The 19051-nt window shown below is 65.9% G+C and carries 14 protein-coding genes; 10 read left to right on the top strand and 4 right to left on the bottom strand.

Annotated features, from left to right (window positions below; genetic code table 11):
• Positions 1-13: 13 nt before the first annotated feature.
• Positions 14-1159 (bottom strand): mandelate racemase/muconate lactonizing enzyme family protein, encoded by a 1146-nt coding sequence (locus ACSQ3P_RS03960; RefSeq protein ID WP_436164327.1) that lies wholly within the window; start codon positions 1157-1159, stop codon positions 14-16.
• Positions 1160-1265: 106 nt separating this feature from the next.
• Here ACSQ3P_RS03960 and ACSQ3P_RS03955 point away from each other — a divergent pair, with 106 nt between their 5' ends.
• Positions 1266-2174 (top strand): LysR family transcriptional regulator, encoded by a 909-nt coding sequence (locus tag ACSQ3P_RS03955; RefSeq protein WP_436164326.1) that lies wholly within the window; start codon positions 1266-1268, stop codon positions 2172-2174.
• 22 nt (positions 2175-2196) lie between these two features.
• On the opposite strand, the gene ACSQ3P_RS03950 is transcribed toward ACSQ3P_RS03955, so the two are convergent.
• Positions 2197-3099, bottom strand: a complete 903-nt coding sequence (locus tag ACSQ3P_RS03950) for a LysR family transcriptional regulator (RefSeq protein ID WP_436164325.1) — start codon at positions 3097-3099, stop codon at positions 2197-2199.
• Positions 3100-3238: 139 nt separating this feature from the next.
• Between ACSQ3P_RS03950 and ACSQ3P_RS03945 the strand changes: the two genes are divergently transcribed.
• Positions 3239-4519, top strand: coding sequence for an MFS transporter (locus ACSQ3P_RS03945; protein ID WP_436164324.1), 1281 nt, complete (start codon positions 3239-3241; stop codon positions 4517-4519).
• A gap of 34 nt (positions 4520-4553) precedes the next feature.
• Positions 4554-5213, top strand: coding sequence for an HD domain-containing protein (locus tag ACSQ3P_RS03940; protein ID WP_436164323.1), 660 nt, complete (start codon positions 4554-4556; stop codon positions 5211-5213).
• 127 nt (positions 5214-5340) lie between these two features.
• Here the strand turns inward: ACSQ3P_RS03940 and ACSQ3P_RS03935 are convergent, their stop codons facing one another.
• Positions 5341-6267 (bottom strand): LysR substrate-binding domain-containing protein, encoded by a 927-nt coding sequence (locus ACSQ3P_RS03935; protein WP_436164322.1) that lies wholly within the window; start codon positions 6265-6267, stop codon positions 5341-5343.
• Between the two features lie 179 nt (positions 6268-6446).
• On the opposite strand from ACSQ3P_RS03935, the gene ACSQ3P_RS03930 reads away from it, so the two are divergent.
• The 5 genes from ACSQ3P_RS03930 (at position 6447) to ACSQ3P_RS03910 (ending at position 14421) form a co-directional block, all read left to right on the top strand.
• Complete coding sequence (locus tag ACSQ3P_RS03930; protein ID WP_436164321.1) at positions 6447-8480, top strand: hydantoinase/oxoprolinase family protein; 2034 nt, start codon at positions 6447-6449, stop codon at positions 8478-8480.
• A gap of 2 nt (positions 8481-8482) precedes the next feature.
• On the top strand, positions 8483-10237 hold the full coding sequence (locus ACSQ3P_RS03925) for a hydantoinase B/oxoprolinase family protein (RefSeq protein ID WP_436164320.1): 1755 nt from the start codon (positions 8483-8485) through the stop codon (positions 10235-10237).
• A gap of 73 nt (positions 10238-10310) precedes the next feature.
• Positions 10311-11852 (top strand): ABC transporter substrate-binding protein, encoded by a 1542-nt coding sequence (locus ACSQ3P_RS03920; protein WP_436164319.1) that lies wholly within the window; start codon positions 10311-10313, stop codon positions 11850-11852.
• Between the two features lie 236 nt (positions 11853-12088).
• On the top strand, positions 12089-12757 hold the full coding sequence (locus tag ACSQ3P_RS03915) for a DUF1345 domain-containing protein (protein ID WP_436164318.1): 669 nt from the start codon (positions 12089-12091) through the stop codon (positions 12755-12757).
• Between the two features lie 119 nt (positions 12758-12876).
• Entirely contained in the window at positions 12877-14421 is a 1545-nt protein-coding gene (locus ACSQ3P_RS03910; RefSeq protein WP_436164317.1) for a GMC family oxidoreductase, read from the top strand.
• A gap of 25 nt (positions 14422-14446) precedes the next feature.
• Here ACSQ3P_RS03910 and ACSQ3P_RS03905 read toward each other — a convergent pair whose 3' ends face one another.
• A complete protein-coding gene (locus tag ACSQ3P_RS03905; protein ID WP_436164316.1) occupies positions 14447-15823 on the bottom strand; it encodes a M20/M25/M40 family metallo-hydrolase in 1377 nt (458 codons plus the stop codon).
• Positions 15824-16186: 363 nt separating this feature from the next.
• Here ACSQ3P_RS03905 and ACSQ3P_RS03900 point away from each other — a divergent pair, with 363 nt between their 5' ends.
• Both ACSQ3P_RS03900 and ACSQ3P_RS03895 read left to right on the top strand, forming a co-directional pair.
• Positions 16187-16981 (top strand): IclR family transcriptional regulator, encoded by a 795-nt coding sequence (locus tag ACSQ3P_RS03900; protein WP_436164315.1) that lies wholly within the window; start codon positions 16187-16189, stop codon positions 16979-16981.
• A gap of 4 nt (positions 16982-16985) precedes the next feature.
• Complete coding sequence (locus tag ACSQ3P_RS03895; RefSeq protein ID WP_436164314.1) at positions 16986-19049, top strand: hydantoinase/oxoprolinase family protein; 2064 nt, start codon at positions 16986-16988, stop codon at positions 19047-19049.
• Positions 19050-19051: the final 2 nt, after the last annotated feature.

Below are 19051 nucleotides of genomic sequence, written 5' to 3'. Positions count from 1 at the left end.
ATTTTGGCCGCGCTTAGCGCAGCTCTTGCCTCGCACTCAGGAACGGAGCGAGTTGGTCTTCACGGATGTCGAGGCCGAGACCCGGCCTCGTCGGCACGCCCACAAGCCCGTCATCGCCGATCGGGCAATCGGCGAAGGCGCTGCGCAGCGGGTTGAACGACGCGTCGTATTCGAAGAACGGGAAACGGCTGCCTGGCCGCGTGCGATGGGGCAGCGTCGCGGCAAAGTGGAGCGACGCGTTGAAATTGACCGCGCCGCCCCAGACATGCGGCGCGACCGGCACATTGAAGGCTTCCGCCAGCGTGGCGATGCGCAGCCCTTCGGTCAGCCCGCCGCAGAGGGCGAGGTCCGGCTGGGCTATGGCGAAAAGGCCCGAGCACAGGAAATCCCGAAATCCGGCGAGCCCGTAGAGGGATTCACCTCCCGCGAGCGCCAGGCTCGTCCCGGCCGCAACGCGCTTCCAGCCCGGCATGTCGTCATGCAGGATAGGCTCTTCCAGCCAGATCAGATCGGCGTCCGCGACGCGCCGGGAGAAATCCAGCGCCTGAGCGACGTCGCCGGCCTCGTTCAGATCAACCATCAGCCCGATATCGTCGCCGATCCCGCCGCGGACATCGGCGACGAGCGCCGCATCCGCGGGCGCACCGATGCCCGCGCGGATCTTGATGTTGCGGAAGCCCTGAGCCAGGTAGCCGTCGATATCGTCGCGATAATGAGCGTAGGGCGCGGCGCCGGGCTTCAGAAATGGCCCGCTGACATAGCAGGAGAGCCTGTCTCGCATCGCGCCGCCCAGCCTGGCGGAGAGCGGAACGCCCTCGCTGCGGGCGCAGGCATCCCAGACCGCGATATCGAGCGCGCTGATCGCCATATGGGTGAGCCCACGGCGATCATTGACGATGAAGCGGGCGAGCTTGCGCCAGATCTTTTGCGGATAACGCACATCCTCGCCCAGCAGGGCAGGACCCAGCACAGTCTGGATCAGCGCCGCAGCCGGGGCCGGCATCGCCCAGGTCTCGCCCCAGCCGACGGCGCCTCCCCGTGTCGTCACTCGGACGAACAGCGTTTCGCGCCGATCGAAGGAGCGGACCGCATTGCCGATCGTCTCAGGCAGCTTGCAGGACAGGACGAAGAGTTCGATGCGATCGACGGCGGTTTCCAAGGCGCTTCCCAAATGACGGCTTCTTAGGAGTTGCCGGACGCTATTATCTTTTACAAACCAAATCTAATTTGTTTAATTGAGCCATATACATTTGGAAACCTGATCTATGCGCTTCACGATCGCTCAGCTCGAGGCATTTTTCTGGACTGCGCAGCTCGGCTCGCTGAACAAGGCGGCCGGCCATCTCCACATGGCGCAGCCGACGATTTCATTGCGCCTGCGTGATCTCGAAAGAGCCCTCGACGTCACGCTGTTCCAGAAGAATGGGCGCAGCCTTGCGCTGACGGCCGAGGGCTTCGCCCTGGTGCCGCGTGCTGCAGCCCTGCTGGAGGAAGCCGACAGGATCAGGCTTCAGACCGATCCCGCCGCCGTCAGCGGCAGCATCCGCGTGGGCTTTGCCGAAGGCTTCGCGATGACCTGCCTGCCGAAGCTGCTGGAGACGGTGCGCGAGGACTATCCGCTGCTGAAGCCGGAATATGTCGTCTCGATCAGCTACGAGCTCGAACGCGAACTGAACGACCGCCATCTCGACCTTGCGGTTCTGGTCAATCCGACCGGCCGGCACGGCATGAGATTGTTCCCGCTCGGGGTTCAGGACACCGCCTGGGTCGCCTCGGTCGATTGGGGGCTCGGCCCCGAGGTCAGGCCGGCAGATCTCTACCGCCTGCCGATCGTCAGCAACCAGCCGCGCTCGGCGATGTTTCGCCAGATCAAGGACTGGTTTGCGACCGCGGGCCTCGAACCGCAGCGCCTCGACCTGTGCAGCAGCGTCGCGGTCATCGGCCATCTCGTCTCGTCGGGAGCGGCGCTCGGTGTCCTGCCCGCCAAGATGATGGAGGCGGATGTGCTGGCTGGACGGGTTCAGGTCCTGCGACCGGTTCCCGACCTCAATCACGGCAGGGTCTATGCGAGCTATCCCGATGGCGGATTGACCGCGCCGGTAAGCGCCATGCTGAAATCGATCCAGAAGGCGCTCGCTTCCATGGACTATCTGCGCGTCGACAAATCCGGTTGATGGTCGCCGGGAATGGCTGTCCTCAGGGGTCCGAGAAGTAGTCCATCTCCCGCGTCACCGTCTCCAGGACCCGAATGACCGCCGCAGTCCGGGCGTGATCGGAATCCGCCCTGTCGGCCACATAGACGCGGCCGGCCTGAAGCGGTGGGTCGGACTGGAACGTCGTGATGGTTCCCCCCGACGGAAAGGCCTCCACCATTCTTGCGGGAAAGGCGCCGATCCCGATTCCGGCGGAGACCAGCTGAAGCGACGCATTCAGGCTCGAACAGATGCAAAGCGGGCCGGGCTGTTCCTGCCCATCGGCGAACCAGCTCGTGGTGAGCCTGTACATCGGCGTGGGCGGAGGCGTCGTTATGATGGTCAGCCGGGCAAGTTCGCCCGGCGTCTCCCCACCCCGCAGCCCCGAGCCGGCAGCGGCAGCCCAGACATTTCCCTGAATCCCGAGCGAGGACAGGCGAATGTCGCGCTGGCCGATGGGATCGACCAGAATGGCGATATCGAGCCGCCCGTCGATCAGGTTTTGCTCCAGCCCCGTGCTGGTTCCCACGGTCCATTCCGGCCTCAATAGCGGAAATGCCTCGCGCAGGGCCGGGATGATCCGCGGCAGGCACGCCACGGCAAATCCCTCCGCGACGCCAAAGCGAAGGGCGCCGCTGACCTCGGCGACCAGCGAGGAGGCCTGAAGCTCGCGATGGGCAGCCAGCACCAGCTGGGTATGCCTGAGAAATGTATGTCCCTCTCGCGTCAGCCGAATGCCACGCCCGGCACGCTCCAACACCGGCGACGACAAGTCCGACTCGAGCTGGCGCAGGCGCAGCGACAGCGTCGGCTGCGCGATGTTGAGCTTCTCCGCCGCTTTCTGCACGGAGCCGAGCTCAGCGGTCCAGTAGAACGCCTCGAGCTGCGCGATGGAGAAACGACTCATCAGAAAACCCTATGAATTACAGCTCAATTATCCAATTAGACCCGATCTCCCTATGAATATAGCCCTGAGGACCGGCGGGCCCAAAGACCCGCGCTCAATCCGTCGCCGGTCGACGGGGTTCGTTCGGGGGAGACATCTCATGACCTATCGCCGCGCCTGGATCGCGCTGCTGATCTTCACGGCCGTCATCATCAACTACATCGACCGCATCGCGCTGTCGGTCGCCTCCAAGCCGATCGCGGCCGAGTTCGGTCTGTCGCCGATTCAGATGGGCTATCTGTTCTCCGGATTTCTCTGGACCTATGTGATCTGCCTGATCCCGCTTGGCCTTCTCGTCGAACGCATCGGTGCCAAGCAGATGGTCGGCGGTGGCATCGCGATCTGGTCGGCAGCCACGGCGCTGACCGCTGCGACCACCGGCCTGTACTCGATCTTTGCTGCGCGCCTCGTGATGGGAGCGAGCGAAGCGACGACATTCCCGGCTTGCGGACGTGTGATCCGGGACTGGTTTCCCGAGAAGGAACGAGGCCTCGTCACGACGCTGTTCAATGGCGGCTCGTCCGCAGGGCCGGCGCTGGGGGCGATTCTCGTTGCAGCGCTCGTCAGCACCTTCGACTGGCGCACGGCCTTCGTGGTCCTCGGCGTGATCGGCTTCGTCTGGCTGGCGTTCTGGTGGACATGGTACGGGACGCCCGAAAAGGTTTCGTGGCTTCCCGATGCCGAGCGCCAGAAGATCCTTGCCGAACGCAATGGTGAGAGCGCGAGCGATGCGGCAAACGACCCTGCCCCTTCATCGCTGGGCTATCTCCTGTCGCAAGCCAGCGTCTGGGGCTTGATCATCACCCAGGCCTGCCTCGTCTACACCGCCTATCTCTTCCTGACCTGGCTACCGACCTATCTGCAGTCGACCCGCGAACTGTCGACGATGAACACGGGCTATCTCACCGCGATCCCCTATCTCGTCACGATGGTGCTCGGCCTGATCATCGCCCGCATCAGCGACCGCAGCCTGTCATCGGAGGGCATACGGGCCGGCCGGCGCCGCTACTTCATCGCCGCGATGGCTTTGCTGGCGACCACGATCCTGCTGGCTCCGGTCGTTGGCGAACTCTGGCAGCTGCTGGCCGTTTTGACCGTGGTTCTGACCGGTTGCACGACAGGGGCTGGCCTCAATTTCACGCTCGCCAGCGACCTTTTGCGCAATCCGCGCGACGTATCCCGCGTGATCGCGATCACGGCCTTCGGCGGCAACTCCTTTGGCCTGATCGCCCCGATCATCACGGGCTATGTCGTCTCGGGAACGGGCGGCTACAGCTGGGCCTTCCGCATCGCGGCAGCGCTGCTGGTTTGCGGAGCGATCGCAACGCTGACGCTGGCCCGCAAGCCGATCGTGCCGCAACACGCGCCGGTCGCAGCTTGAGGCCTCTCTCCAATCCCGCGAAAGCGAGACAGACATGATCCAGCACTATTCGCGGCCGCGCCGCCCCGTGACAGACCTGCTTCGTCAAAACATCATGGAGGATTTCCCGGAGATCGCCAGGATCCCCGACGAAGCGTTGCGGGAGAAGGTCGTCGATGCCTGGGCCTATTCGCTATGCTGCTCGGACTTCACGCGCATCACCGAAATCCCGCCCGACGGCAATCCGGGAGCCCCTGTGCTTCGGCAGGGGACGCAAGCCGATCATCTGCGCGGCGTGTTCCGCTACGCGAAGGTCATCGCGTTGGAATTCGAGCAGGCCTATCCGGAAACGCAGATCGACTGGAACATCCTCCTCGCGGGCGCCGCCTGTCACGACGTCGGCAAGCCCTATGAGTTCGACCCCAGCAATAGGCAGCGCTGGGCGGCGGCACCGGCCGATAGCGGCTTTCCGACCTTCCGGCACTCCGTCTTCGGCATGCATGTCTGCCTGACCGTAGGATTGCCCGATGAGGTCGCTCACATCGCCGTGGGGCATTCCTTCGAAGGGCAACATATGGGCGTCAGTGCGGAATGCACCATTGTGCGCCAGGCCGACCATGGCTGGTGGCATGTCGCCGGAGCGCTCGGGCTCATCAAACCGGAAACGATGACCGGCCTCGCAGCGAATCTGACCGCCAGGAAGCCCGCAGTCTGATGCCCCTAGAGCATTTCCGCGTTTCTCCGAATCGCGGAAATGCTCTACCTCTTTGTTTTATCGCATTTTCTTCACGCGAACCGGTGTCCACTTCGCTCGAAAATGCTCCAGACGCGCGGCCTCGGCTTTACGCCGTCAGCGCGTCCATCTCCTGATCGACATAGCGCGACATTTGTTCATCGCAGATCTCCATGAACAGCGCCTCGGCGCTCGTCACGGGAGCATCGAGCCGGCGCACCATGCCGAGCTCCAGCCTGACCAGTGGCTCGAAGCGGCGGGAGATGCCGCCAAGCCGCTCGTGATGCGCGGCCGTGATCGCATCGACGATCGCGACGCCTGCCCCTTCGAGCACGAGCAGCGAGGCCAGCGGCAGCAACGGCGTCTCGACCGGCATCGCAGGCGAGACGCCATGCCGGTCGAGCAGCGCCTGGACCTGTGTGTCCATCAGCGTGCGCCGCGAGGCGCTGACCAGGCTTTCGCCCTCCAGGTCAGCGGGGCCGAGAACCTCCCTCGCCGCCAATCGATGGCCAGGCGGCAGGATGCAGCGGCAGGGCAATGAATAGCGCCGCATCGTATGCAGATTGGCGAGCGGCACCGAGATGCTGATGAAGCCGATATCGTATTGGCCGGTCATGACCTGCTGGGTCACGGTCTGCGACCCCGCCGAGTCGAGCCGCACCGCGACGCCCGGCGCCCGCCGCAGGAATTCCCCGACCATCTTCGGCAAAAGCGAACTGGCCAATATGGGCAGCGAGGAAATCGACAGCGTGCCGCGCCGCCCCTTGCGGATTTCTGCCACCGCCGAGGAGATCCGGTCGAGCCCGACGAAGGAGCGCTGAACCTCGTCGAGCAGCAGTCCAGCCTCGGCGGTAGGCACCAGCCTGCCCTTGGTTCGGTCGAACAGGCGCAGGCTTGTATCGAGCTCCAGCTCCTTGAGGAGGCGGCTGACGGCCGGCTGGGACAGGTTCATCGTCGCCGCCGCCGCGGAAACGCTGCCGGTCAGCATCATCAGGCGGAAGGCCTGCAGGCCGCGATGGCTCAACTGGCGAGGCATGGCAGGACTATCAGCTTTTCGCATACGAGGTGACGAGAATTCTATTTGAGCGCATGCGGCGGGAGATGCAACCGTCGCATCTGCCCGCAAACAGCCTGCTGAATGCTCCAAGACCCATCGATGGAGCCATAAGGAAAGAGAATGCGGCAGCCGTTCACCAGCAAGGAACCGACGATCTCATGTACAGGGTTGGTTTTGACGTTGGCGGCACCTTCACCGATTTCACCATTCACGACGGAGCCAGCGGCGCGATACGCCACTTCAAGGTCGCCTCGACCCCGTCCGACCCGTCCGAGGCGATCGCGACCGGGTTGTCGGCGCTGATCGCAGAGCTCGGCATCGCCGCCAGCGACATCGGCTTCGTCGGCCATGGCACCACGGTCGCGACCAATATGGTGATCGAGCGACGCGGCGTGCGCACCGGGCTGATCACCACCAAGGGTTTCCGTGACGTGCTCGAGATCGGCCGCCAGGTCAGGCCGCATCTGTTCGACTACTCCGTCGGCAAGCCCGAGCCGCTGGTGCCGCGCCAGCACCGCATCGAGGTCGCCGGCCGGATCGATGTCGAGGGCAACACGCTGACAGAGCTCGACGAAGCCGCGATCCGCATTGCTGCCGAGGCGCTGCTCGCCGCGCGCGTCGAGGCGATCGCGATCTGCTTCCTGCACAGCTATCTCAGCGGCGAGCATGAGCGGCGCGCGGCTGAGATCGTGCGTCAGGTCGCACCCGACCTTTATGTCTCGACCTCCTCGGAGGTACTGCCCGAATTCCGCGAATATGAGCGCTTCTCGACGACGGCGATCAACAGCTATGTCGGCCCGAAGATGGACCGCTATCTCAACCGGTTCCTCGGCCGGCTGACGAATCTCGGCATCGTGGCACAGCCTTATACGATCCATTCCAATGGTGGGCTGATGTCGGTCGAGACGGTTCGCGCCTACCCGGTGCGTACCTGCCTTTCGGGACCGGCTGCAGGCGTCGTCGGCGCAGCCGAGGTCGGCAAGGAAGCAGGCTTTCCCGATCTCATCACCTTCGATGTCGGCGGCACCTCGACCGACGTTTCCCTTGTCGAGGCGGGCGCCCCAGCCTTCGCCGCGAGCCGCATGGTCGCCGACCACCCGGTGCGCACACCGATGGTCGACATCCATGTCATCGGTGCGGGCGGCGGCTCGATCGCCTGGATCGACGATGCCGGTGCGCTCAAGGTCGGCCCCCACAGCGCCGGCGCCGATCCAGGCCCTGTCGCCTATGGCCGCGGCGGCACCGAACCGACCCTGACCGACGCCAACATCATCCTGCACCGGCTCAACCCAGTGACGCTGCTCGGCGGCCGGATGAAGGTCGATGAGGAAGCGGCACGCCGGGCCGTCGAGGATCGCATAGCCAGGCCGCTGGGCCTCACCGTCGAGGAGGCAGCGCTCGGCATCATCCGTATCGCGGTTGCCAATATGAGCCGGGCAATCCGGGCGGTCTCGACCGAGAAGGGCCACGACCTCGCGAATTTCGCGCTCTTTCCCTATGGCGGGGCCGGGCCGCTCCATGCGGTCGCGGTGGCCGAGGAATGCGACATCAAGCGCGTTCTGGTGCCGCAGGAGCCGGGCACGATGTGCGCGCGCGGCATCCTGATGTCCGATCTCAGCCTCGATTTCGTGAAGAGCGAGATCATCATCGCGAATGACGCGAGCTGGCCGCGCATCGCCGCGCAGTTCGACGGCATGCAGGAGCGCGGTCTCGCCTGGCTCGACAATGAGGCCGTAGAGCCCGGGCGCCGCAGCTTTCTGCGGGTGATCGAGGCCCGCTACAAAGGCCAGAACCATGAGGTCCAGGTCCGCCTCGACAAGGTGCCGTCCAGGGTCGCCTTCGCCGAGCTCGTTGCCGGCTTCCGCGAGGCGCATCGCCGCGAATATGGCTATGATGTCGAGGATCTCGCGATCGAGGTGGTGAATTGCCGTCTCAAGGTCGTCGGCGCGATCGACCGCCCCAGGACGAAACCACCCGGCGCACAGGCTGCATCCCCGCTCGCGCGCGAAAATCGCCTCGTCCACTTCTCCGCTGGCTGGGTCGATACGCCGGTCCATGACCGCGCCAGCCTCGGCGCAGGCGCACGGCTCGAAGGTCCGGCCGTGATCGAGGAGATGAGCTCCACCACCGTCGTCGGGCCGGGCCAGCATGTCCGCATTGATGCCATCGGCAACCTGATCGTGGAGCTGTGACCATGACCGCCTCCCTCCAGACCAGTCTCGCCGCGCTGCGCAGCGATGACGAAGCCCGCCTCGCCGATCCGATCGCGATGGAAGTCTTCTCCAACCGGCTGCTCTCGATCACCGAGGACATGGGCAACACGCTCGTCCGCTCCTCCTTCTCGACCAATATCAAGGAGCGCAAGGACTGTTCGGTCGCGCTCTTCGACGGCGCCGGCCGGCTCGTCTGCCAGGCCTCGCATGTGCCGCTGCATCTGGGTTCGCTGATGGGCAGCGTCACCGCCGTGCTCAAGGCCTGCCCGGTGGCGCGCATGCGCGATGGCGACGCCTTCATCTGCAACGATCCCTACCTCGCCGGCGGCACCCATATGCCGGACATCTCGATCGTCACGCCGGTCTTCATCGACGGGGCGTTACGTTTCTTCGCGGCGAATATCGGCCACCATTCCGATGTCGGCGGCTCGGTGCCGGGCTCGATCTCGGGCACGGCGCGCTCGATCTTCGAGGAGGGCCTGCGCATCCCGGTGATCCGGATCGTGCGCGCCGGCGAGCTCGACGACGATCTGCTCAATCTCGTCTCGCAGAATTCGCGCGAAGCCGAGGAACGCTCGCTCGATCTCAAGGTCCAGATCGCGACGAACGAACGCGGCAAGCGCCTGTTGCTGGCTCTCTCGCTCCAGATGGGGTTAGCCGCGATGACGGGCGCGATCGACGACCTGCTCGCCTATACCGCGCGACGCCTGCGCAACCGCATCCGCGACATGCAGGACGGCCAGGCGAGCTGCATCGCCTGGCTCGACGATGACGGGCTCGGTGGCGATCCCGTGCCGATCCAGGCCAATGTCACCGTGCAAGGCGAGAGGCTGATCCTCGATTTCAGCGGCAGCGCTCCCCAGGCGCGCGGCGCGATGAATGTCGCCGAAAGCGCGCTGCTGGCGACCTGCTACTACGCGGTCAAGACGCTGCTCGACCCCGAGCTCCTGCCCAATAGCGGCATGTTCGCCTGCGTCGAGGTTTCCGCTCCGCCAGGCAGCATCGTCAACCCCGCCTACCCGGCTCCGGTCGGGGCGCGCTCGATCACCTGCAACAAGGTGGCGCGCGCCCTGTTCGGCGCCTTCGCCCAATTGCTCCCGCCCGAACGCGCGATGGCCTCTTCGCAGGACGTCGTGCCGGTCATCATCTTTTCCGGCCAGCGCCGGCGCGACGACGGCACCTTCGTCTACTTGGAATCGATGGGCGGTGGCGTCGGCGCGCGCCATGATGGCGACGGCATGGACGGCGTCCATGTCCATATCACCAACACCTCGAACTTGCCGGCCGAGGCGCTGGAGAACGAATACGCCCTGCTGGTCGATGAATATGCCCTGGTCGAGGATTCCGGCGGCGCGGGGCGCCATCGCGGCGGGCTCGGCATCGCTCGCCAGATCTCGGCGACGCGCGACGGCATCGTCTTCTCCGCCCGCTCCGACGGTCACCGCGCCGGCGCTCCTGCCTTGTTCGGCGGGTGCGACGGCCGCACCGCCCGGCTGCTGCGCAATCCGGGTACGGCGCATGAGGACGAGCTCTCCTCGAAGATCTCCAACCTCGTACTCAAGGCGGGGGATTCGGTGCGATTGGAGACGCCGGGCGGCGGCGGCTTCGGCTTGCCGGCCGAGCGCGAGCTCAAGGCCCTGGCCCAGGACATCCGTTCCGGCAAATGCTCGCGGAGCGCCGCCGAGCGCGACTATGGTGCTGAGCGCGTGACGCAGGCGCTCGCCCTGGCGGATTGATCATCAAGAACACGGTGCGCGTGGCTGGGCCTTGCGCCCTTCCCGGCTCCGAACACAACAAAGGAGCGGGATGATGAACGAGATCACGATGCGGCCAAGCCGCCGGGCTTTCCTGGCGGGCGCAGCGGCCTTCGCCGGCAACCTTGCCGGCCCCGGCGCGATCAGGGCGGCGCGCGCGCAGGGCAAGGACATGCTGCGCTTTGCCCTGTCGAGCTATCCGTCGAGCCTGCGGCCGTTCCAGCACGCCGGCACCAGCGCCGGCGCCGTCAAGCTGATGATCCATCGCGGGCTCGTCGGCTACGACGCCACCGGCAAGCTGCGCGGCGAGATCGCCGAAAGCTTCCGCGCCGATGGCGAGCGCGCCTATGTCTTCGAATTGCGCGAGAACGCCAGATTTCACAATGGCGATCCCGTTACCGGCGAGGATGTGAAGTTCACGATCGAGCAGATCGCCGGCGCGAAATCGACCGCCTATCTCAAGGCCGCCTACGAGATCGTCGAGCAGGTCGAGGTCGAGGGACGCAGCGTTCGCATCCTGCTGAAGGCCCCCTCCGCCACATTCCCCTTCCACCTCGCCAGCTTCAACGCGCCGATCATCTCGGCGAAATCGAGCGATGCGGAGGCGATCGGCTGCGGCCCCTATCGCATCACCGAGATCGAGCGCGGCACCCGGATGGATCTCGCCGCTTTCGACGGCTATTTCCGGCCGGGCTTTCCGAAGACGCCAAAGCTGCGCTGCATCGCCTATGCCGACGAGAACCTGCGCGTCGCGGCGCTCCAGGCCGGCGATGTCGACCTGATCGAATATGTGCCCTGGCAGAGCATGGCAGCGATCGGCGCCAATCCGGCCCTGAAGCTCGACGCGACGGACGGCCCCTTCATGGGCCTCGTCTTCAACACCAGGCAGGGCCCCTTCGCCAATCCCAAATTGCGCCAGGCCGTGGCCTATGCGGTCAACCGCGCCGATGTGGTCAGGGCCGCCTTCTTCGGCCATGGCACGCCGATGGAAGGGCTGCCGATCGTCCCGAATTCGCCCTTCTACGATGCGGCGCGCGAGGCGCATTGGAAACAGGACATCGCCAGGGCAAAGCAGCTTCTGGCCGAGGCCGGCATGCCCGACGGCTTCCAGACCACCCTGCTCTCCTCGGCGCAATACGGCATGCACAAGGACACCGCCGAGGTCGTGCAGCAAAGCCTCGCGGCGGTCGGCATCCGTGCCACCCTGCAATTGCCCGACTACTCGACGCGCCTCCAGCTCGGCAATCGCGGCCAGTACGAGCTCGCCGTCGTCGGCTATGCGCTCGACTATGAGGACCCCGACGCGATGTCGAGCTTCCTCGCCGGCAGCTCGCCCTCCTATCAGCGTTCCCATGGCTTCGAGAACAAGGCCATCACCGACCTTCTCGCCAAGGGCCGCGCCGAACTCGATCTCGCTGCGCGCAAGGCGACCTATGACGAGATGATCCGGCTTGCGCTCGCGGAGGCGCCCATGGTCGGGCTCGCCTGGCGCTCGCAGGGCTACGCCTTCCGCCGCGAGGTCTCAGGCTTTCGCAGCCTGCCCGGCTCGCTCTCCTTCTATTCGCCGGTCACCATCGAGGAGACGAGCCTGGTCTGAGCCACCGCCATGGCCGCCAATGCCCGTCCTTTATCGGCTGCTTGCATGGAAGAGCTCGCAGATCCTCATTGCGAGAAGCAAAGCGACGAAGCAATTTAGGAGGTTCCGCTCGACGATCCCTGGGTTGCTTTGCCGCGCTCGAAATGACGCAGCAGCTTGAACGGAAAACGCGCTAAGGCTTGGCAAAAGGATCGACCGTGGACAGCTCAGCGCTTGACCGACATCGCCGGCGCTGGTTGCCGATCCGCTATGTGCGGGCGAGACCGCGCCTGTTTCTCTGCACGGCCCTGGGCGTTCTGGTCAGTCTGGTCCTGCCCGACATCTGGCGCCCGACAACGCGTGCGCTGGTGGCCTGGAATGCGGCAACGATCGCCTTCCTCGTCAGCATCGTCGTGATGATGCTACGCGCGACGCATCACACGATACGTCGCAAAGCCGCCATTCAGGACGAAGGTCAATTCCTGATCCTGTCGCTGGTGATCCTGGCGGCCATTGCGAGCATTGGCGCCATCGTGGCCGAACTGGGCTCGGTCAAGGACGTCACTGGGATCGCGAAAGGGCTTCACCTCGGCCTGGCCTTTCTGACGATCGTCTCGGCCTGGGGCTTTGTCCATGTGATGTTTGCGCTGCACTACGCGCATGAATATTACGACGAATGGCGGTCCCATCCGGAAGCAGTGCCGCAATTGCGTGGCGGCCTCGACATTCCCGGGAATGAAGATTGCCCCGACTATTTGGACTTTCTCTATTTTTCTTTCGTGATCGGCGTCGCCTCGGCAACGGCCGATATCAACATCGCCTCCCGCTCGATCCGCCGGCTAGCGCTGGTCCACTGCGTCCTGGCCTTCTTCTTCAATCTGGCCATTCTCGGCCTGACCATCAACATTGCCGCCAGCCTGATCTGACATCAGCCCGGCAGGCTGCCGAAGCCCGCCACGGCGAGCGGCCCGGCTCCGCGCCAACCGCATGGCGCGTGGTGTCCGGCCATGTCAGAACGCGGTGTGGACAGGGAGAATCTGAGCGTATGTACGACGTGATCGTGGTGGGCGCCGGCTCAGCCGGGGCGCCGCTGGCCGCCCGGCTTTCGGAGGATCCGAACCGCCGTGTTCTGCTGCTGGAGGCCGGGCGCGACTGGCGCGCCGCCGAGGCGCCGCACGCGCTGCGCAGCGCCAACATCATCCCGTTCATGCATGATCCGGCGCACCAGGCGGAATGGCAGTGGCCGGAGCTGATGACCCGCCGGACCGCGGTGCAGGAGCCGCGTTTCTACTGGCGCGGCCGGGCGCTCGGCGGCTCCTCCACGGTGAATGCGCAGATCGCCATTCGCGGCGTCGCGGAAGCCTTCGACACCTGGGCTGAGTATGGCTGCGAAGGCTGGTCCTCGGAGGACGTTCTGCCGGTCTTCGACGCCATTGAGGGCGATCCGCAGGCCGGCACCGCCGGCCCTTTGCCGGTGTACCGCGCGCCGGAAAGCAGCTGGGGCCATGTCGACCTCGCCTTCCGCGATGCGGCGCTGGCTGCCGGCTACCCCTGGCTTGGCAACCTCAACGCGCTGCAAGGCGAAGGGATTGCGACCAACCCGATCAACTCCCGCGACGGCGCGCGCATCTCCACCAACGACGCCTATCTGGAACCGGTGCGGGGACGCGCGAATCTGGAGATCCGTGGTGGCGCCATGGTCGACAAGATCCTGTTCGACGGACACCGCGCCCGTGCGGTGCGGGTGCGCTTCACTGGCACGGAGTGGACGGAGATCGAGGGCCGCGAGATCGTGCTCTGCGCCGGCGCGATCCACAGCCCCACCATCCTGATGCGCTCGGGGCTAGGCCCTGCCGCGCAACTGGCGGCGCTGGGAATTCCCGTGCTGCGCGACCAGCCTTTTGTGGGGCGCAACCTGATGGACCATCCGGTCCTGCGCCTCAGCCTGGCCCTCAAGCCCGGCTTCGTCGCGCATGATCCCGATGCCCGCCACACCAATTGCTGCCTGACCTATAGCAGCGGCCTCGGCGGCGGCGGCCGGCGCGACATGATCATGGTCTCCTACAACCATCGCGGCTTCGTCGGCGCCACGCCCGGCCCGGGCGGAGGGGTGGGCGTATCGCTCTACGATGCGTTCTCGCGCGGCGAGTTGCGCCTGAGCTCGGCCGACCCCGACGCCAATCCCGTCGTGGACGAGAACATGCTGGCCGACCCGCGCGACCGGCTGCGCATGCGCGACGCGGTGCGGCGGCTGGCCGCGCTCGCCCAGCAGCCGGCCCTGCGCGCGGTCTGCGACGATATCCGCTTCTGCGAGACCCCGCTCAGCCCGGCCGAGGCGGCAGCCTTGCCGGAGGCCGAGCTCGATGCGCTGATGCTGCAGGAGGCCAGCGACATCCAGCACGCCGCCGGCACCTGCCACATGACCGCCTATCACGACCCGCGCGGCGTGGTGGACCCGGATCTGCGGGTGCGCGGCGTCGAGGGGCTAAGGGTCGCCGACGCCTCGATCATGCCGACAGATTGCCGGGCGAACCTGCACTTCACCTGCGTGATGATCGGCGAGGCCCTGGCGCGGCGGATGCGCGCCTAGAAAAGGGCCTGCGCTGCCCCACCGCTCAGGGCGCCCGCGATTGGCCGAGTTCGTGCAGCAGCGCGGCCCCGGTGCGTAGCCCGCTATAGAAGCAATCGAGCGTCAGGTTCTCGTTGGGCGCATGGTTCGCCTCGTCGGGGTTCGCATAGGGCGTGACGAAAGCGGGAATGCCGAGGATCTTGGTGAAGACATAGCCCGGAAGGCTGCCGAAGCCGGCCGGGATCAGCAGCGGCTCCACGCCTTGCGCGGCGACGAAGGCCCGGCGCAGCATCGGGGTGAAGGGCGAGGCGATCGGCGTCTTGGAGGGCTGCATGCCCTTCTCGGCCGCGATGAACTCGACCTCCGGCGCATGCTTGGCGACATGAGCCGCTATCTTGCGCAGGACGTCTTCCGGATCCTGCGCGCCCACCAGCCTGACGTCGCATTTCACGAAGGCCTCATTGGGCAGCACCGTCTTGGAGCCGGGCCCGCCATAGCCGCCGTGGAAGCCGTTGATGGTCAAGGTCGGGCGGAAGCAGAGGCGATCGTAGAAGGGCCGCTCCGCCGGCGCGTCGAGCCGTGCGAGCCCGAGGCTGTGCTTGAATGCCTCGACATCGAGCGGCAGGCGCTCGACCGCGGCGAGCTCCTCCGGCGAAGGTGGCTCGACACCGTCATGGAAGCCTTCGATGGTGATCTCGCCAGCCTCGTTCTTCATGGTGCCGAGCAGATGCACCAGCGTCCAGATCGGGTTGGGCACGACGCCGCCGAAATTGCCGGAATGCACGTCGCGGCTGGCATGGTGGCAGCGCAGCTCGAAGGAGGCCACGCCGCGCGAGCCGAACTTGATAGAAGCCGCCCCGCTGGCATGGCGCGGACCGTCGGCGGTCACCGCGAGATCGGCCTTCAGCACGTCCTTATTGGCGCGCACGAAGCCGGCGATGTTCGGGCTGCCGATCTCCTCCTCGCCTTCCAGCATCAGGATGACGTTGCAGGGCAGCACGCCATGCACCTTGAGATGGGATTCGATCGCCAGGATCTGCGCGAAATGCTGGCCCTTATTGTCGCCGACGCCGCGCGCATAGAGACGGCCGTCGCGGATCGTGGGCTCGAAGGGCGGCGAGAGCCATTTCTCGAGCGGGTCCGGCGGCTGCACGTCGTAATGGCCGTAGAGCAGCACGGTCGGCTTGCCCGGCGCCTTCTCCCAGCGCGCGACGACCATGGGATGCCCCGCGGTCGGCATCAGGCTGGTCTCGAGCCCGATATCGCTCAACATCTCCACCAGCAGAGCCCCGACTTCGGCGATGCCGATATTTTCGGCGCTGATGCTGGGATGTCGAAGATAGGCGATCAGACGATCGAGGAAACTAGCTCGGTTCGTTTCGATATACTCGAAAACAGCAGCCAGCGCATCGGAGGAAGGCATGACTTTGTCCCTGACAGAGGAAGGGTAGGTTGAGGGCGTAGAACGCCTCATGACCTGTTTCTAGATAGTTGAGCCGAATGCTTGATGAAACGGTTTATCGGGATGCCGGCATCTTCGCATGGCTTTCTTCGGCTTTCCGAAAGCCTCCCGGGCCTCACTGGCGCGGCCTGAGCCGTAACCAATTCGCCAGCCCTTTCTGACAGCACCGGATGATTTAGGGCTGCGTGCGCCGCAATCCGGGCATCAGACGAAAACTGATCAAAGCCGCGAACGGAGGCATTGACCTCCTCGCAGCTTTCGTCATAGCGTATCAAATAACAAAATGATGTTTCATTATATGAAATGAAACACAGAGGAACGCCCTTGTCGACGAAACCCGATCCAGATGCGGCCAAAGCCGCACCGGCCGGCACCAGCACACTCGATCTCGCCTTGCGGGCAGTCGAGTATCTGGTGCAGCAGAGCCGTCCGGCCGCGCTGGCGCAGATCGCCGGCGCGCTGGGAGCATCGAAAGCCACGATCTACCGGCATCTGGTGACGCTGCAGCGCCACGGCTTCGTCCGGCAGGATGCCGAGACCGGTCGTTACGAAGCCGGCATCAAGCTGATGGTGCTGGGCGAGTCGCTGCGGCAGCGCTTCGACATCGTCAGCGCCGCCCGCGAGGAGCTGATGACGCTGCGCGATCGCACCGGCCAGGCCGTCACGGTCTGCGCCGCGATCGACGCCGAGCTGATCGTCCTCGAACTGATCCAGGGCCGCACGCTCATCGAATTCGCCACGCGCCCCGGCACGCGGCTCGCCTTCCATGCCAGCGCGCATGGCAAGATCTGGCTCGCCTTCGGCTCGCAGAAGCGCACGGCCGCCATCGCCAATGGCGAGCTCGAGGCCTGGACGCCAGCGACGATCGTCACGCGGGATGCCCTGCTCGCCGATCTCGACGCCGTCCGCGAGCGCGGCTGGGCCACCGCCCCCGACGAGGTCATCACCGGCGTCAACACGCTCGCCGCCCCCGTCTTCGACCATCGCCAGATTCTCGTCGGCTCGATCGCCATCGTCGGCGCGACACAGTTCATCCCTCCCGTCCCCGATCCCGAACAGATCCGCGAAGTCGTCGGCAGCGCCGCACGCATCTCGCGGGGATTGACCTGGAAAGACTGAAGCCATGAGCTATTCGCTGGCCGTCGATATCGGCGGCACCTTCACCGATATCGTCCTGCGCGACTCCAAGGGCGGCCTCAGCGTCGACAAGACGCTGACCACGCATCACGACCTGCTCGAAGGCTTCTTCCGGGGCGTCGATTCCGTACTCGGCAAGGCCGGCGTCGCAGCCGGCGCCGTCGATGGTCTGGTGGTCCACGCCACCACCGTCGTCACCAATGCTCTGATCGAGCGGAAGGGCCTGCCGACGGCGCTCGTCGTGACCGAGGGCTTCCGCGATGTGCTCTCGATCCGCAACGAGCACCGCTACGACATGTACGATCCCCAGATCGAGTTCCCCGAGCCGCTGGTGACGCGCGAGCTTACCTTCGGCCTGAAGGAACGTGTCCTGGCCGACGGCACGATCGCGATCGCGCCCGATCCGCAGGATATCGCGCAATTGGTGCGCGATATCCGCGCCAGCGGCGCGCGCGCGCTGGCGATCTGCTTTCTCAACAGCTTCGCCAATCCCGCCAACGAGGCCCTGGTCGCCGCAGCGCTGGCGCGCGAGCTCAACGACGTCTTCATCTGCACCTCCTCGGAGGTCGCCCCGCAGATCCGCGAATATCAGCGCGCCTCCACCGCGACGGTGAACGCCTATGCGATGCCGATCTCGCAGCCTTATCTCAAGCGCTTGAGCGACAGGCTGCGCGTCGAGGGTTTCGCCAACACGCCCTTGATCATGCTGTCCTCGGGCGGCGTCGTCGGCGCGGAAACCGCCGGGAAGAACCCGGTGCGCATGATCGAGAGTGGCCCCGCCGCCGGCGCGCTCGCGGCCTGCCATTATGCCGAACTGCTCGGCATCGACCGTTTGATGTCCTTCGACATGGGCGGCACCACCGCCAAGGCCTGCCTGATCGAGAACCGCACCCCGCTGGTCACCGGCCTGTTCGAGGTCGACCGGCGCTATCGCTTCAAGGAGGGCAGCGGCCTGCCCGTCACCGTACCCTCGATCGACCTGATCGAGATCGGCGCCGGCGGCGGCAGCATCGCCCATGTCGACGATCTCGGCCTGCTCAAGGTCGGCCCGGAAAGCGCCGGCTCCAATCCCGGCCCCGCCTGCTATGGCCGTGGCGGCCAGAGCGCGACCGTGACCGACGCCGACCTCGTACTCGGCCTGATCGACGCCGAAAACTTCCTCGGCGGCGACATGTCGCTGGACAAGCCGGCCTGCGAGGCCGCAATGGCGCGGCTCGGCCAGGCGCTCGCTGTCTCCTCCGTCCAGGCGGCGCGCGGCATCTACCGGATCGTGACCGAGGCGATGGCCTCGGCCGCGCGCACCCATGCCACCGATCGCGGCGTCGACTATCGCGGGCTGCCGCTGTTCGCCTTCGGCGGCGCGGGTCCCTTGCATGCCTGCGGCGTCGCCGACCTGCTGCAGAGCACCTGCGTGATCGTGCCGCCGCAATCGAGCGTGCTGTCGGCCTTCGGCACGCTGGTGACGCCGGTCCGGCTCGATCTCGTGCGCAGCGACCTGACCTTGGTCGCCCATCTCGACTGGGCCCGCGTCGACCGCGTGCTCGGCGACCTCGAAAGCGAGGGCATGGCTGCACTCGGCCAATCCGGCTGCGCGCCCAAGGACGTCACGATCCTGGTCGGCGCCGATATGCGCTATGTCGGCCAGCAGCACGAGGTCACCGTCATCTTCGAGACCGACCCGCGCCAAAGCCGCGATGCCGGCGCCCTCGCCCAGCAATTCGAGGCGGCCTATCGCACGCTCTACGGCGTCAACCCCTCGCATGTCCCCATCGAGATCGTCACCTGGCGCGTCGTGGCGCGTGGCCCCTCGCCGCATTTCGACGGCCAGGCCCGTCCGCAGATTGCGCAGGGGCAGGCCAAGCGGCATCGCCCGGTCCATACCTGGCAGGATGACCAGCCGGTCCCGGTCTATGAGCGCGCCGCGCTCGCTGAGGGCCAGACCATCACAGGCCCCGCCATCATCGAGGAGCGCGAGACCACGACCGCGCTTCCCCCCGGCTGGAACGCCACGATCGACAGTCTCGGCTGCATCATCGCCAGGAAAGGCTGAAT

This window comes from Allobosea sp. LjRoot9, assembly GCF_964252745.1.
In the GTDB taxonomy this organism is placed as follows: Bacteria; Pseudomonadota; Alphaproteobacteria; order Rhizobiales; family Beijerinckiaceae; genus Allobosea.
This window is presented reverse-complemented; position numbering and strand designations above follow the sequence as displayed.